The organism is Amycolatopsis orientalis DSM 40040 = KCTC 9412 (assembly GCF_000478275.1).
Lineage (GTDB): Bacteria > Actinomycetota > Actinomycetes > Mycobacteriales > Pseudonocardiaceae > Amycolatopsis > Amycolatopsis orientalis.
This window is the reverse complement of record NZ_ASJB01000017.1, coordinates 39,410-54,717: the sequence shown is the minus strand read 5'-3', so window position 1 is coordinate 54,717 and position 15,308 is coordinate 39,410. Positions and strand designations below refer to the sequence as shown.

Here is a 15,308-nt window from a genome sequence, read left to right as displayed (position 1 = left end):
TGTAAGCGCTTACTGCGATCGATTTATCCGCTGTCGCACCGCTTTCGGCCAGCCGGCAAGAAACCCGCCGGCCCTGTTCCCTCCCACCTCAGGAGTCATCCATGACCATGCAACGACGGACGTTCCTTGCGATGAGCGCCGCCGGAGCGGCGGGCGCGGGCCTGTCCCTGCTCGGCGCCGGGCAGGCATGGGCCGCCGGCACGCCGCTGGGCGCGGCGCCGAGCACGCCGTTCGCAGTCGGTGTGCGCCGGTATGACTGGAAGCGCGGCAGCCGCCCGTGCACCACCTACGTCTACTACCCCGCAGCCGGTACCGCCGGCGGCAGCCCGGTGACGAACGCCCCGGTCGCGGGCGGTGTCTTTCCCGTCTACAACTTCACCCACGGTTGGGGAAGCAGCCCGCAGAACTCCCTGTTCATCATCAAGGCCCTGGCCGCGGCCGGCTTCGTCGTCCCCGCCCCGCACTTCAATCACAACTTCGGCGACGTCAACAACGGCAACACTTCCAAAGACGTCTCGCAGGTCCTCACCAACACCCTCGCCCTCAACGGCAGCGGTCCGCTGGCGGGGCACATCAACACCGGCATCGGGGTGGGCGTCTCGGGTCACTCCCTGGGCGGCATGGTCACCCACGGCCTGCTGACCTCCTGGCCGGACAGCCGGATCATCTCCGCCAACCCACAGTCCTGTGTGGACATGGGCAACCCGGCCAGTTCGGTCCGTGCCAAGGTCCTGTTCGTCCACGGCGACCGGGACTCGACCACGTCGTACTCCTCGGCCCGGCATGCCTACAACGAAATGAGGTGGCCCAAGGCGTTCCTCACCTTCGTCGGCGGCAGCCACACCAGCTTCTGGAGCGACCAGCGCTTCCCCAGGACCGTCGTCGACTGGGCCCGCTGGACCATGTACGGCGACACCGCCGCACGGGACCGCCTCCCCGCCGACGCCGCCGGCTCCAAGACCAAGTGGGAAGCCCAGCTGGGCTGACCCCGGGCAAGCGCTTTCCGACTGGTCCACACCAAGGAGGTAAGGTGTTTCTCAAAGTTTCCCTCGCCACATTGCTTGTCGTCCTGGGCCTGTCGACTGCCACCCCGGTCGGCGCGGCGCCCGTGACGGTGACCAACGGTACGCAGTTCAAGGACACGTCCGGCGCTGTCGTGCACGCCCACGGCGGCGGCATGCTCAAGGTCGGCGACTACTACTACTGGTTCGGGGAGAACCGCAATCCGGACAACACCTTCCGCGCGGTGTCGGTCTACCGCTCCTCGGACCTGCGGGCCTGGGAGTTCCGCAACAACGTGCTCACCCAGTCGTCGAACCCGGAGCTGAAGCTCGCGAACATCGAGCGCCCGAAGGTGGTCTACAACAGTTCCACCGGTCAGTTCGTGATGTGGATGCACAAGGAGAACGGCAAGGACTACAACGAGGCCCGGGCGGCCGTGGCGACATCATCCACTGTGGATGGGAACTACACCTGGCGGGGCAGTTTCCGGCCGCTGGGGAACATGTCCCGGGACATCACGTTGTTCCGCGACGACGACGGCACCGGGTACATGGTGTCCGCCGCGCGCAACAACGCCGACCTGAACCTCTACCGGCTCACCGGGGACTACCTCGGGGTCGCGAACCTGGTGCGCACGCTGTGGCCGGGGTCGTCCCGGGAAGCGCCCGCCCTGTTCAAACGCGGCGGGAAGTACTTCCTGCTGACCTCGGGAGCCACCTACTGGCAGCCGAACCAGCAGAAATACGCGACAGCGAGCACCATCACGGGAACCTGGACCTCGCCGACCAACGTCGGCAACAGCACCGCCTACGGCTCCCAGACCGCACACGTCGTGGCGGTCCAGGGATCGCAGGCGACGTCGTACCTCTATCTCGGTGATCGCTGGGCGGGTGCGTGGAACCGTCCGGTGAACGAGTCGCAGTACGTGTGGCTTCCGCTGACGTTCCCGACCGCGACCACGATGACGATGAGCTGGTACCCGCGGGTGAGTATCGACACGGCCACCGGAGTCGTGACCGGCGTCCAATAGCGAGGGGAAGGAACACCATGGCCACCAAACCCGGAACGTGGTTCAGATTCGCCGCGGTCGCATCGAGCGTCCTCGTCGGGGCAGCCGGCACCATGGCGCTCCCCGCCACCGCCATCGGCGCCGCGGCCGTCGCCCAGGTCTCTTCGACCGCTGCCCAGACCATCCAGAACATCGGGGCGTCCGGCGCCTGGTGGGTCAACGACCTGGCCCGCTTCGCCCCGGCCACCCAGCAGCGGGTGGCGGAACTGCTGTTCGGCCCGAGCGGCATCCAATTGTCCGCGTACCGGTTCAACATCGGCGGCGGCGGAACCGGCGTGACCGCCGGTGACCGGGCGCCGCAGACGTTCCTGGTTTCCCCGGGCCGCTACGACTGGAGCCGCGACCCCGGCGGCACGGCCTTCCTGCGCTACGCCGCCCAGTACGGGGTGCCGGACATCGTCGGGTTCGTCAACAGCGCACCGGCGGTGTGGAAGAGCAACGGCAAGGCCTGCGGCGGGGACCTGAAATCGGGCTCGACCCAGGCGTACGCCGGCTACCTGGCCGACATCGTCACCCACTTCCGCGCCGAGGGTGTGAAGATCACCTATCTCAGCCCGATGAACGAGCCACGTGTTTCCTTCGCCGACTGCCACCAGGAAGGCATGCACGTCTCCCCCGGCCAGCGCGACGACATCGTGCGCGCGGTGGGCCAGACCCTGGCGTCCCGGGCCCCGGGCACGCGCATCATCGCCGACGAGTCCGACCACGTCGACAAGTTCCTCGCCGAAGTCCCCCAGTGGATCGGCCAGCCCGGCACCGCGCAGCACGTGGCCGCCCTCGCCCACCACACCTACGACTTCCCGAGCGACACGACCCTCGCGAAGATCCCGGCAATGGCCCGCAAGTACGGCAAGACCACCTGGGCCACCGAACTCTGCTGCTGGAACAACCCGACCAACCCGGCCTACGGCGCCCAGTACGACCCCACCATCACCGGTGGTCTCGGCATGGCCAGCATGATGTACCGGGACTTCACCGTCGCCGGCGACTCGGCCTTCCACTGGTGGACCGCGCTGTCCAAGGTCATGGGCTGCAACCCGGCCGGCAACGCGTCGTGCGCGACGTCCGTCAACAACGTGGGCTACAACGACGGGCTGATCTACTTCGACCCGAACTACGCGAGCAACGGCAACCAGAACCTCTACCTGACCAAACGGTTCTACGCACTCGGCCAGTACAGCAAGTTCGTCCGGCCGGGATCCGCACGACACCCCGTGACGGGCGCCCCGAACGGTGTGCAGATCACCGCAACGTTCCTGGCCGGCAACTGGACGCTCGTCGTCAACAACCTGAACAAGAGCGCCCAGACCCTGAGCGTGCAGCTCCCGTCCGGCGGCGTCACGGCGAGTGGCGCGTACCGCACCAGCGCAGGTGAGAACCTGGCCGCCGTCGGGCTGCCCACGGTGTCCGGCGGCACCGCGTCGCTGAACCTCCCGGCCCAGAGCATCACCACCTACGTTTTCCGCGCGGAATGAGCCATAACGGCCGCTGACACGGGCGAACACTCCGCGTAATGTCGGCGCGGGGTGTGCGCCGGGGCGGACGGAGGCCAAGGGTGGACCGGTTCGGGCGGGAGCTTCGGAGGTGGCGCGAGCGAGCGGGCTTCACTCAGGCCCAGCTCGCCGCGCGGCTCGGCTACGACCACACCTACCTCTCGAAGCTGGAGAGCGGCGCGCGGGTCCCCCCGATCACGTTCGCCCGCCAGGCCGACGACCTGCTCAAGGCGAGAGGCGCACTGCTCGCGCTGGCCACCGCCATCCGCACGCAACGCCACGGCCGTGAGACCGACCGGCCGAACGGGACGCCCCTGCCCAGCCCTCCCCACGCCTCCCACCCGGTCGAGCTGCCACCGGTCCACCCGATCAGCCTGCCCGACTTCGGCGTCACCTGCCCACTGCACGGCGCCGACGGCTGCACCCTGTCCGCTCCGGTGGCCGACCTAGCGGATCTGCTCGGCGACAAGGCCCGCACCGCGGGCGCCGAGACCGTGCACGGCTTCGCCGCCCTGCTGACGAGGTACATCGAGGCCGACCTGGAAGCGCTTACCGGCGACCTCGCCGTCCCCGTCGAGCAGGCATTGCACGCCCTCATCGAGACCGTCCCCCAAGCCCGCGGCGCGGTGGCCACGGGCCTGCTGCACCTCGCCGCCCAGTACGCCGACCTGGCCGGCTGGCTGCGGATCAAACGCGGCCAGCACGGCATCGGGATGACCTGGCTGCACCGGAGCCTGGAATGGGCGTCGGCATCGCGCAACTTCCCGACCGCCTGCGAGGCGCTGAGCAGCATGAGCGTCCTCGCCCTGATGGAGGGCGACGCGGCGACGGCTCTCCGGTACGGCCGCGCCGCGGCCGAGGTGGACCCCCACCGGCGCTGGACCACCGTGCAGGCCGACCTCGACCAGGCACGCGCGCACGCCGTGCTCGGCGACTGGTCCGAGTTCACCCGGCACGCCGACGAAGCCCGACGGGTGGCGGAACGGCTGGGGGAATGGGACCACGTCGAGGCGCCATGGTTGTCCGGCGCCGAGGGCGAGACCTTCGTCGCCTCGCACCTCGCCGGCGCGCTGCGGGACCTGGCCGACACGACCGGGGACCCGGCGACCGCAGAGCGCGCTGTGCTGTTCGCTCGGAAATCCTTGGCGAACGTCCCGGCCCGGATGCACGCCAGCAGGCTGATGCTGACCCTCCGCCTCGCCGACAGCCACGCCTGCAGCGGCGACCTCGACGCCGCCGTAACTGTCGCCCGGCCGGTGATCCAGACCGCGGAGTCGGCCCGGATCACGCTGATCAGCCACGAACTCGACCGGCTGCGCACCCGGCTCGGCGACCGTGCCGCCGACCTGTTCGGCGGTTGACGAAGCCCACCCGCCGACTCTGATCCCGCGATAGGAATCGTGAACGGGCCAGCGGAATCCGTCTTCCCGGTAGCAACTGACACCGGCGACCCGGGCGGGCGCGGTCGCGAGCCCGACTGTCGCGGTGCACAGGGCCGCCGTGACGGCTGCTCCCCGCAGGAACCGTTTGATCATGGGGATTCCTTCCTACCCAACTCGCGCCGGCGGCATCGCCGCCCATCGCGGAGATGGGCTAGTTCCGGCGGCTGTCGCGTCCCCCGGGCGAAACCACGGTTCCGGAGGATTCCCCATCGGGTTCCGGAGAATTCGGGGCCGCTCGAGGAACCGGCGCGCCGCAACGCGGTCACGGCGCCCCAGCCGGCCGGACGCAATACCGCGTCCGCGGTACCCGCACTGTCGCGGCTCATCCTCTGGGTCGATGCGCCCACAGCGGACAGACCGTCAGCATGGAACGGATTTCAAGGACAGTCGGTAAAGGAGTAACATGGTCATCGCGACAGCGCGCCCCGCGGCGGCGCCCGCCGGGCGGCTGCCCTGGCGGGGCATCGCGCTCGCCGTCATCTGCGCGGGCGCCGGGGCGCTCTACGCCGCGAACCTCGGGGTGAGCGGGTTCGGCAACACCTACTACGCGGCGTCCGTCCGGTCGATGCTGCAGAGTCCCGCGAACTTCCTGTTCGGCTCGTTCGACCCCTACGGCGTGGTCACACTGGACAAACCACCCATGGGGCAGTGGCCGCAGGCACTGTCCGCGCTCGTCTTCGGCTACCACGGCTGGGCGCTGCTGCTACCGCAGGTGCTCGAAGGAATCGGCACGGTCTTCCTCCTCCACCGCACGGTGCGGTTGTGGGCCGGGGAGAACGCCGCGCTCCTGGCCGCGCTGGTCTTCGCGCTCACTCCGGTGACGGTTGCGATCAGCGGGGACAACCTGCCGGACACCCTGCTCAACCTCTGGGTCGTCGCGGCGGCCTACGCCGTGACGAGGGCGACCCTGGCCGACTCCGCGCGCCGGCGCACCGGATGGCTGGTCCTGTGCGCCTTCCTCATCGGATGCGGGTTCCTCACGAAGATGCTGCAGGCGTGGATCGTCGTCCCCGCGCTCGCCGCCGCGTACCTGGCCGGGAGCCGGAGCCCGGTCCGGCGGAAGCTGCTCGACCTGCTGGCCGCGGGCGCGGTGCTCGTGGTGTCCTCGTTCTGGTGGGTCGCCCTGCACGACTGGTGGCCGGGCACCAAACCGTACGTCGGCGGCAGCACGGACGGCACCGCCTGGAACCTCGTCTTCGGCTACAACGGATTCGGCCGGATCTTCGGCGACGCGGCCGGTGGTGCTTCGGCGGGCGTGGCGGGCGGGATCGGCAGTGTCGCCAGCGGCGGCGAGCGCGGCTGGGGCCGGATGTTCGGCGACGGCGTCGGCGACCAGATCTCCTGGCTGCTGCCGTTCTCGATCCTCGTGCTGGCCGCGGTGATCGTGGCCGCGCTGAGGCGCCGCGACGACGACCGGGTCCGGCGGGCCGGATGGGTCCTCTGGGGTGGCTGGCTGGCTTCGGCCTGCGCGGTGTACAGCCTGGCGCAGGGCATCTGGCACCCCTACTACACGACCATGCTCGCCCCCGCGATCGCCGCGGTTTCCGGCGCCGGGCTGATCCGCTTCGGCCGTGGCGACGGGCCCGCCTGGCTGCTCCCGCTCGGCTTCGCGGTGACCGCGGCGTGGGCGTTCGTCCTCGCCGGCCGGGCCGGGGCGTGGAACAGCTGGGGCCGCTGGGTGGCCGTGGCCGCCGCCGCGCTCGCGATCATCGCGTTCCTGGTGAGCCGCACCGACCACGTCGCCTTGGCGTTGGGCGTGTTCGCGATGCTGATCGTGCCCGCCGCGTGGTCCGTCGGCACCGCCGCACACCCCCAGGCGCTCGCGGCACTCCCGGCCGCCGGTCCGCCCGGCGCCGGCCTCGGCCCACTCCGCAAGATGCTCCCCCTCTCCGGCACGACACACGGCCTGGCCGGTCCAGGGAGCGCTTTCTCCGACGAGCTTTCCGACGAACAGCGGAGGGTTCTCGGCTACGCGGCGAGCCACCGCGGCGACGCGGCCATCACCCTGGCCGTCGACAGCCCGGGCATGGTCATGGCCACCTTCATCGTCGACAGCGGCGAAACAGTCATCGGCATGGGCGGTTACGGCGGCACCGACCCGGTTCCCACGGCAGGCCAGCTGGACGACTGGGTCGCCACCGGGAAGCTCAAGTTCGTCCTGGCCGGCCCTCCGTCCATCGGACCGGCGCTGGGCAACCGATCCACGAACGCCCAACGGCAGCGCTGGCTCACCGGGCACTGTGCCCTGGTGGATCCCGCGGCCTACGGTGGCACCGCGGCTACTCGGCCGAGTTCACCGCTGCAGAGCGGGAACTCGCTGTTCGCCTGCCACGCGTGAGCGGCGCTCCGGTTCTGCGGTGGCAGCCTTCCACGGATTCCGGGCTTCAGTGCTGTTACTTCGCGAAGAATAGCGGCGGCCCGTATCGAGAAAGTCGATACGGGCCGCCGCTGCCGTGACGAGGTTTCCGTCCGCCCGGCGGTGATGCCGGGCTGACGAGAATCAGACGCCGTAGGGATTGTCGATGATGTAGACCCAGTCCCCCTCGCTCGTCCTCCTCATCACCTCCAGCGCCTTTCCTTCCACGGTGCCGCTCTCACCCGTGATCCGCCAGGACGCCTGGACCATCGCCAGGTCGCCGTTCTGATGGACCGACGTGGCCCCCACCTCGATGGTGCTGGGCGACTCGAGGTAGACCTTCAGCGCTTCCTTGATGCCTTCCTTGCCGTAGACCGGCTTCTGGTCCGGTCCCGGTACGAACATGGCGTCTTCGTCGAACAGGGAACCCAGTCCGTCGAGGTCCTGGTCCTTGAGGTAGTGGGCGAAGCGCTCGTGCACGACTTCCGGTGTCATGTTCTTTCCAGGCAGGGTGATGGGCTCGCCCGGGGTGGGCCAGTGCAGCGGGGCGCCGGCAGCGTCGAAGGTCTGCTGGACGTGGTTGCGGCCTTCGGTGTAGTGGGCCCAGCCCTCGGCGTGCACGGCCACCACGAGGGGGTCGCCGAGGAGGCGGCGGGCCTCGACGGCCTGGGCCGCGGTCAGCGACAGTCGTATGTCACCGAACTCCTCGAACCCGGCCGCGCCCAGGTGCAGCAGCGCCACGTCGACGCGGTACCGGCCGGCCAGGGCGCTCATCGCGTCCAGGTCGACGGTGTCACCGGAGACGTACACCGTCGGCGCCGAGCCGTCGTCGGTGTGCAGGAGGAAGCCGGTGACCGGGCCGGTGATGGCCTCGGTGCCGACGGGACCGTGGCGGGCGGGGACCGCGGTGATGTTCAGCGGCGTGCGGCCCGGCTTCGACAGCGTCCGGGTCTGCCAGGGCTCCAGGCCGACGGCGGCGCCCCCGAGATCCTCGGCGCCGGCGACGGTGGTGAGCACCTCCGAGGCACCGGAGGCCACCATACGCCCGGCGGTGTCGAGGTTGTCCTGATGCGCGGTGTGGCTGGCCAGGACGGCGTCGAGGGCGGGCAGTTGTGAGGGCTTCAGCGCCGGATCAGCGGTCTTGCGCACCAGGACCGGGCCGTCCTGATACTCGGTGCCCGTGGCGTCGAAGGTCGGGTCGGTCAGCAGCGTCCAGCCGGCCAGGCGGATCAACGCGGTGGGGCCGCCGAGCACCGTCACGGTGTTCGCGGCGCCGGTCACGGCCTCGTCGGTCATCACAGGTACTCCTTGACGTTCAGGGATTGACCCGCTCACTCTGACCAAGCTACTTTCTCCTGGGAAGTACATACCTTGAGGTGAGGTAAGCACGTGCAGGAAAGCACGCGAGGCAACGTCCGCGATCCCGCCTGCCCCGGCAGGCAGCTGTTCGACCTGGTCACCGCCCGGTGGGCCAGCCTGGTCCTGGTCGACCTCATCGCCGGTCCGCAACGCTGGTCCGAGCTGCGCCGGCGGGCCGGCGGCGTCAGCGACAAGATGCTCGCCCAGACCCTGCGCGACCTCGAAGCCGGTGGACTGATCACCCGCACCGTGCACACCAGCCGCCCACCGACGGTGCAGTACGCCCTGACCGACCTCGCCCGCGGTGTCACCTCAGCACTGCAACACCTGCAGGACTGGGCCGAACAACACACCGGCGACTACGTCCACCACCGAGACACCTACGAATCCAGCCCGCAGCCCTGAAGGCAAGCCGGCGCGGCGACCACGGCCGGACACTGCTCGCCGCAGGCTCGGACGACGAAGTGCTGGTCCGCCCCGGCTTCGGCGGCGAGACGTCGTGCGCCGTGTCTTCGCCGAATACCTGGACGGCAACGGCGACCGGACTATCGCCAATCTCCTCGACCGTGACGGCATTCCTCGACAACCCGCGATACACCGGCTGCGCCACTTCCGGAAGCCGAACCAGCACGAAACGTTGCTTGGCCCGGAGGACAGCTGTCGCTTCCGACCCGTGCCTGCCGTTCGACGGAAACCAAGCAGAGCAGTCACGGCAGCGAACCCGGCGCCGTCGGAAGCCGCGAGTTCGTCGTCGTCCGGACCGGCCACGGCGACCGGCGCCGGGGGCCCCTATGCGGTTGTCAAGCCGCAGTGGGAACGGGGTGGGTCGGGGTGGCGGTAGTGGGTGCCGTTGCGGAGCATGACGTAGAGGACGTCACAGCGACGGCGGGCGAGGGCGGCGTTGCGTAGGGCTTGACCCCGCCGTCCACACCATGAACCAAGATCGACCTGCACGAACAAGTCGACAGAATCCGGTACGCACGTGCCCGAGAAGTGCCCGAGAGGTCGCGCACACCACGACAGAAGGCGGCATAGTTCGACACAAGTGATGTCCAGCGACCAGACGAAAGGTCTTGTTCGATATCACTCGGCACCACCCGACACCCCAAAACGCGTCTCTTAACCAGCGGGTTCGGGGTTCGAGTCCCTGATGGCGCACAGTCAAGTCCCACGTCCTCGATTATGAGGACGTGGGACTTTGTGCTGTGCGGATACATTGCTTCCACTTTCTTATGTCCATTGTGGTCCTATCCGAGCCCGAGACGAGCCCGAGACGACAGGCTGGGTTTCTGGGGGCCTCGTGGCCGAATCGGCAGGGCTCCGCCCGTGGCGATCGCGTCGCCACAGCGCCATGCTTCAGTGCCTTGGAAACCAGCGTGGTCGTCTTCGTGCTCGCCGCGGTCCAGCCGACGATCGCGCGGGGACGGACATCGACCACGAACGCCACGTAGGCCCATCCGGTCTGCGTCGTCATCTTGCGCCGCCCGTAGACCGCTTCGGGTATGTCCTGCGCACCGCGCAGTGCTTTGGCCAGGTGGGCGTCGTCGACATCGGGTTCGGAGGGTGGCCGGCGGCGGCCTTTGCGCGGGCGAGGAGCTTGTCGACATAGTCCTTGCCTGGTCCGATGCCGCGGATCCGGGTGATGGCGATCATGTGCAGGGCACAGTTGATGGTGCGGTTCCCGCCGCGGTTGAGCCGGACCTTGCCGGTCGACGGCGTTGCACCGTGGCTGTCATGACCGAGATGTGGCGCGAGGACCTCGAAGACAGCCGCACGATCGGGGTCCGTATCCACCGGAACGGGAGGCTGTCGCACCGCGAGCTCTGCGAATCCGACGAGGAATCCGAGCCGGTGCTGATGCGGTGGTGCGAACTCCTCGGCTTGACCTGTGAGGTCGACGATCTCTCGACGCGGCACCGCGCCGGGCACATTCTCGAACCCGAACCCGCCGATCTGCCCGACGAGGACATCACGCCGGAACCTCTCCGGTAAGGCCGGGATATCCCGATCGAAGTGACGCCATCGCGGGCATGTCGCGGAATGCGCCGAACTGCCGACGATCGGCGGTGACCGGGCGGTCAAGGGCCTGCCGATCACCGGCTCCGACTCCCCGAGTGCCTTTCCCAGCTGGTGCGGACAAGACCGCGGACTCACGGCAGAACGGTGGCGGATCGAGAGGACCGACGACGCGAAGTCGCCTCACGGAAGCGGCGTGAAGGCCGCCGTCGGCTCACGTCTGCAGACAACGCCAGACATGACCGGCAACAGCTGGTTGCGCTCTGCTCCACAGCGAGGAACTGGCCCCTTGTGAGCCACTTTCCCCCAGCTCAGTATGGGAACACAACCGATTCACGAGCAGAGGGGAACGACACCATGCTGCGACGTCTCGTCAGTGGAGTACTCGGCGTAATCGTCTTTTCTGCCGTCACCGCGCCACCATCGGATTCCCTGGAGCTCGATCCCCAGGTGTCCACCACGGTGGTGATCAACGAGGTGTCCCCCTTGGGGCCGAATGGAGAACTCGACGAGTTTCTCGAACTGCGCAACATCAGCACTGTTCCCGTGGATCTCACAGGATTCGCGCTGCGCTTCTACACGCCGACTTGCACGGTTATCCAAAACGTTACCATTCCGGCGGCGACGGTGCTGCAACCCGCTAATTCGACTGGTCAATACTTCGTCGTGACAGGGCAGAATTTCTCGGGCACCATCTCCGACCAGACCAATGTCATGCCGATTGTCGGCTTCGTCAGCTTGATGCCCGCCGGGGCAGGAGCTACAGCCTTGATCGGCCCCACCGGTCGCCGGGTCGACGCGGTCGCCTGGGCGGAACCGGGCCGATCGACATGTCTCCAGGAAGGGCAGCCGGCGCGCACTCCGCCGCCTTCATGGGGCCTGTCGATGTCCCGCAACTATCTCAGCTGGGACACCGACAACAATCGATGCGACTTCAATCCGACGCCACGCACCCCAGGCGCGCAGTGGCCGGAACTCTCCAGTACAACCCGAAAACCCTGAAGCCACTTCCGCGGGAAGGGAAGAGACGACACTGGTGGCCCACCTCTTCGCCGGTGTGGCTACCAGCACTGAGTCGGCCGGATGCGGCGTCGGGTCCCGTACCACGGACGGGCCGCCCAGCACTATTGAGAGGTAAGTCAAACGTGGCGTGATCGGCTCGCCGCCGTGAAGGTCCCCCTTGAGGCAGGGCGCGTCCCATGACTGTCCGCAAGGGATAGTTACCAACCTGCTCGGTGTTCGATTGATGCCTGGAAGTACGGTCCCGAAGGGGGTCGAGGCCGGGTAGCCGCGTCGAAGTCCGGCACGATCGACAAGACCTCCAAGGCTGCGGCCCGGTCGTCGAAAACGCTCACCCGTCACCAGCTCCACGATGTCCGGCCGGAGCAGTGGAGCCCGTGACCGCCGGGCGGTCACAGGCTCCACGAGGTCAGCTCATTGGACGGTGAGGCTGTATTCGGTGGTCCCGGTTCTGCCGGTGCTGTCGGTGGCGGTGATGGTGATCTTGTAGGTGCCGGGCTGGAACGGCGCGGCGATGGACATGCGCGAAGTACCACCCGGGGCCACAGTGGACGGCTGGAACATCGGGTTCATCGTCAGACCGGTCGCGGTCAGTGTGCTGTTGCCCATTCCTCCGGTGACGGTGACGGTCGCGTCGACGAACGAGCCGGATTTCACCGTTCCAGCGCCGGGTGACACGGCCGGCTTGGGCCCGTCCGTGGTGCCGCCGTCGCCGACGGTCAGGGTGTAGTCGGCCGACTTGGTGCCGGACGCGCCTTTCGCCGTGACGGTGATCCGGTGCGTGCCTTTCGGAGTGCTCGCCGCGGTTTCCACGGTGAGTTTGGCGACGTCGCCGGAAGTGACGGACGAGCCGGGCTGGAACGTGGCCGTCGCGCCGGCGGGCAGGCCGGTGACGGACAGGTCGAGCTTTTCGGGTCCCGTGTCGCCCGCCTTGGTGACGACGGAGGTCGAGATGTACTTGCCGGGCTCGACTTTGCCTGCCGCCGGGCTGAGGGAGACGCCGAATTTCCCGTCACCGGGCTGAGTTCCGCCGATCTCGCCGCGGGCCCAGTCGCCCATCTCGTTGGTGAGCCGGGCCATGATGCTGTAGCGGTCGCATCCGCCCGAGCCCCACGAGACGACGCCGACGATCACGCCGTCCACGATGAAGGGCCCGCCGCTGTCGCCGGAGCAGGTCGCGGTGCGTCCGTCGTCGTAGCCGACGCACACCATGAGGTCGGGGTTCACCCGCACGTTGAACACCTGGCAGGTGTTCGCGTCGTTGACCGGCATCGTGGTCTTGTAGAGGACGCCGGATCCGCCGCTGGCCGAGGTGCGCCCGTAGCCGACGGCGGTGCCCGACTTCCCCGGTGCGGTCAGCGCGGCATCACCCGATCCGGCCACCTTGGCCCACTGACTTTCCGGGACGGGCAGGTCGGCCTCGGTGGTGATCACCGCGACGTCGTAGCCGGTCTGCCAGGAGTTCGGGCCGGTGTAGCGGGGATGCACCTTGTAGGAGGCGACGGGTGTGCGGAAGGTTTCGTCGCCCGGAGTGTTCAGGTCGTCGTCGCCGTAGAGGTAGCTTTTCGCGCCACCGACGTCGATCATGCAGTGCGCCGCGGTGACGATCTTGCGTTTGCCGACGACGGAAGCGGTGCAGGACTGGCCCTGTGGGCCGCCGCCACCTGCACGCAGACCCGCGATGACATAAGGGTTTTCCCGCACGGTCGTCCGTTGCCCGTTGACCACCCGGGTACCCATGTCCGGGGGCCGCAGCTGGTCGGTGGGGGTCGCGGCGATGGCGGTGGGGCCGGCCTTCGCCGTGTCGATCGCGGGCAGGGTGATCACGGCCAGTGCCATGGCGAAGGCGGTGACCAGACGTGCTGTTCTCATCGTGCTCCTCGGTTCGCAGGGAGGTTCCGGGTCAGAACGTGATCGACCAGCCGGTCAGGGTGCCGGTGTCGAATCGGTGGATGTCGCGGACCTGGAGCTTCCAGGTGCCGTTGGCGTTCTCGCCGGAGGCGTCCACGGTGAAGGTCTGGTGCACACCGCCGCTGTCGCCGATCCCGCCCGCTCGTTTGAGGGGCCATGTGGCCCCGCTCGGTCCGGCCAGGTCGATCGCCAGGTCCGCGGAGTAGGTGTGGTCGATGTCCACCCGGACGGCCAAAGCCGCCGAAGCCTTGCCGTCACAGCTGCTCTGGGTCACGGCGTTGCCCACGGTGGCCCCGGCGTCGGGGATGGACACGTCCTCGTCGTTGGACACGACACCGCACTTGGGCGGCGTACCTCCGCCGATGAACCCGGTGTAGAGCACCGCGTCCGGCGAGCCCGCGCCGGGATCGGTCACCAGACCCGGCGAGGCGTTGCGGACGAGCGCGTCGCGTACTTGCTGCGGGGTCGCGCCGGGATTCGCGGCGAGGTACAGCGCCGCCGCCCCCGCACCGTGTGGCGAGGCCATCGAGGTACCGCTGCCGGTACGGTAACCGCCGGTGTGGTCGGAGGAATAGATGTTGCCGCCCGGGGCGAACAGGTCGACGCACTTCCCGTAGTTCCCGCTCCGGCCGCCGCCCTGGTTGATCCAGCCGACGGTCAGTGCTTCGGGGGTCCGGCCGGGGCTGGCCGTGCAGGCGTCCTGGCCGTTGTTGCCCGCCGCGACGGCGACCACGAAACCCTTGTCCACCAATGCTTTCACTTGAGCATCGCCGACGCCGACGGTGTCCATGACCAGGCTCAGGTTGACCACGGCCGGTTTGCTCCCGTTGGCCGCGACCCATTCCAGGCCGCTGACGGTGGCCGAGTCCGGTCCGGAACCGCCGCAACCCAGCGAGCGGACGGCGACCACCTTGGCCTTCTTGGCGACGCCGACGGTTTTGCCCGCGATGGTGCCCGCCACGTGGGAGCCGTGCCAGAAGCAGTCGGTCGCGTCGTCGTCATTGTCGATGAAATCGCGGCCGTGCGTGGCCCGGCCCTCGAATTCGGTGTGCCGGATGCCCACGCCGGAGTCGACGACATAGGCGGTGACACCCTCGCCGGCGTTGGGATACACGTACTTCTTGTCCAAGGTCTTCGTGCGCTGGTCGATCTGGTCCAGCCCCCACGAGGGCGGGTTCGGCTGCTCTCCGGCGGCACGGGCGACACCGTCCTGGTGCACCGCCTTCACCGCCGGGTCGGCGGCCAGGCGCCTTGCCTGCCGCTCGCTCAGGTCACGGACCGAGAAACCGTTCAGGGTCAACGCATAGGTGTCGACCACCGCACCGCCGTAGCGCTGGGTCAACGACGCTGCCCCACCCTGCGCGGCCGCCTGCGCGCCGTCCCGGAGGACCACGATGTAGCGACCGGCGAGGGGCTGCCGGGCTTGCACGATGTCGCTTTCGGGCGTCGCGGCCGACGCGGCGGGACTCACCGCCACCAGTGCGGCCGCGATGCCGAACAGACCTAACGTCATTCGGGCCTTTTGCATCTCTCCTCCATCTCCCGGGTGCGCCTGGCGCACCGCTTCACCATTCGGCGCGGGCGGAGGGGAAACAATCGTGGTGAGACCCCGGAGGGGTACGGCATTACCGTGATCAGGG

The 15,308-nt window shown here is 68.7% G+C and carries 11 protein-coding genes; 8 read left to right on the top strand and 3 right to left on the bottom strand.

The window, feature by feature from the left end; all coding sequences use genetic code 11:
* The first annotated feature begins 101 nt into the window (after positions 1–101).
* The 5 genes from L324_RS05150 (at position 102) to L324_RS05130 (ending at position 7,344) form a co-directional block, all read left to right on the top strand.
* Complete coding sequence (locus tag L324_RS05150) at positions 102–986, top strand: alpha/beta hydrolase family protein (RefSeq protein WP_037304583.1); 885 nt, start codon at positions 102–104, stop codon at positions 984–986.
* 44 nt (positions 987–1,030) lie between these two features.
* On the top strand, positions 1,031–2,032 hold the full coding sequence (locus tag L324_RS05145) for a family 43 glycosylhydrolase (RefSeq protein ID WP_081736193.1): 1,002 nt from the start codon (positions 1,031–1,033) through the stop codon (positions 2,030–2,032).
* Positions 2,033–2,049: 17 nt separating this feature from the next.
* Positions 2,050–3,546 (top strand): glycoside hydrolase, encoded by a 1,497-nt coding sequence (locus L324_RS05140; RefSeq protein WP_051173647.1) that lies wholly within the window; start codon positions 2,050–2,052, stop codon positions 3,544–3,546.
* Between the two features lie 80 nt (positions 3,547–3,626).
* On the top strand, positions 3,627–4,925 hold the full coding sequence (locus L324_RS05135; RefSeq protein WP_051173642.1) for a helix-turn-helix domain-containing protein: 1,299 nt from the start codon (positions 3,627–3,629) through the stop codon (positions 4,923–4,925).
* 484 nt (positions 4,926–5,409) lie between these two features.
* On the top strand, positions 5,410–7,344 hold the full coding sequence (locus L324_RS05130) for an ArnT family glycosyltransferase (RefSeq protein WP_037304582.1): 1,935 nt from the start codon (positions 5,410–5,412) through the stop codon (positions 7,342–7,344).
* 162 nt (positions 7,345–7,506) lie between these two features.
* Here L324_RS05130 and L324_RS05120 read toward each other — a convergent pair whose 3' ends face one another.
* Positions 7,507–8,658: an MBL fold metallo-hydrolase gene (locus L324_RS05120; RefSeq protein ID WP_201769633.1), complete on the bottom strand. Its 1,152-nt coding sequence runs from the start codon at positions 8,656–8,658 to the stop codon at positions 7,507–7,509.
* A 93-nt stretch (positions 8,659–8,751) separates the two neighbouring features.
* Here L324_RS05120 and L324_RS05115 point away from each other — a divergent pair, with 93 nt between their 5' ends.
* The 3 genes from L324_RS05115 to L324_RS41320 all read left to right on the top strand — a co-directional run bounded on the left by L324_RS05115 (position 8,752) and on the right by L324_RS41320 (position 11,739).
* A complete protein-coding gene (locus L324_RS05115) occupies positions 8,752–9,126 on the top strand; it encodes a winged helix-turn-helix transcriptional regulator (protein WP_037304581.1) in 375 nt (124 codons plus the stop codon).
* 1,329 nt (positions 9,127–10,455) lie between these two features.
* On the top strand, positions 10,456–10,713 hold the full coding sequence (locus L324_RS42675) for a hypothetical protein (RefSeq protein ID WP_037304579.1): 258 nt from the start codon (positions 10,456–10,458) through the stop codon (positions 10,711–10,713).
* A gap of 381 nt (positions 10,714–11,094) precedes the next feature.
* Positions 11,095–11,739, top strand: a complete 645-nt coding sequence (locus L324_RS41320; RefSeq protein WP_081736190.1) for a lamin tail domain-containing protein — start codon at positions 11,095–11,097, stop codon at positions 11,737–11,739.
* Between the two features lie 432 nt (positions 11,740–12,171).
* Here the strand turns inward: L324_RS41320 and L324_RS05105 are convergent, their stop codons facing one another.
* The gene (locus tag L324_RS05105) at positions 12,172–13,629 is read right to left on the bottom strand and encodes a trypsin-like serine protease (RefSeq protein ID WP_037304577.1); all 1,458 of its coding nucleotides are present in this window, start codon (positions 13,627–13,629) and stop codon (positions 12,172–12,174) included.
* Between the two features lie 31 nt (positions 13,630–13,660).
* Positions 13,661–15,181 (bottom strand): S8 family serine peptidase, encoded by a 1,521-nt coding sequence (locus L324_RS05100; RefSeq protein WP_037304576.1) that lies wholly within the window; start codon positions 15,179–15,181, stop codon positions 13,661–13,663.
* Between the last annotated feature and the right edge of the window lie 127 nt (positions 15,182–15,308).

Bases quoted from the DNA above. Each gene is read 5' to 3' on its own strand.
- L324_RS05150 (WP_037304583.1), top strand. From the start codon at position 102: ATGACCATGCAACGACGGACGTTCCTTGCGATGAGCGCCGCCGGAGCG.
- L324_RS05140 (WP_051173647.1), top strand. From the start codon at position 2,050: ATGGCCACCAAACCCGGAACGTGGTTCAGATTCGCCGCGGTCGCATCG.
- L324_RS05130 (WP_037304582.1), top strand. From the start codon at position 5,410: ATGGTCATCGCGACAGCGCGCCCCGCGGCGGCGCCCGCCGGGCGGCTG.
- L324_RS05120 (WP_201769633.1), bottom strand. From the start codon at position 8,658: ATGACCGACGAGGCCGTGACCGGCGCCGCGAACACCGTGACGGTGCTC.
- L324_RS42675 (WP_037304579.1), top strand. From the start codon at position 10,456: ATGACCGAGATGTGGCGCGAGGACCTCGAAGACAGCCGCACGATCGGG.
- L324_RS41320 (WP_081736190.1), top strand. From the start codon at position 11,095: ATGCTGCGACGTCTCGTCAGTGGAGTACTCGGCGTAATCGTCTTTTCT.
- L324_RS05105 (WP_037304577.1), bottom strand. From the start codon at position 13,629: ATGAGAACAGCACGTCTGGTCACCGCCTTCGCCATGGCACTGGCCGTG.
- L324_RS05100 (WP_037304576.1), bottom strand. From the start codon at position 15,181: ATGACGTTAGGTCTGTTCGGCATCGCGGCCGCACTGGTGGCGGTGAGT.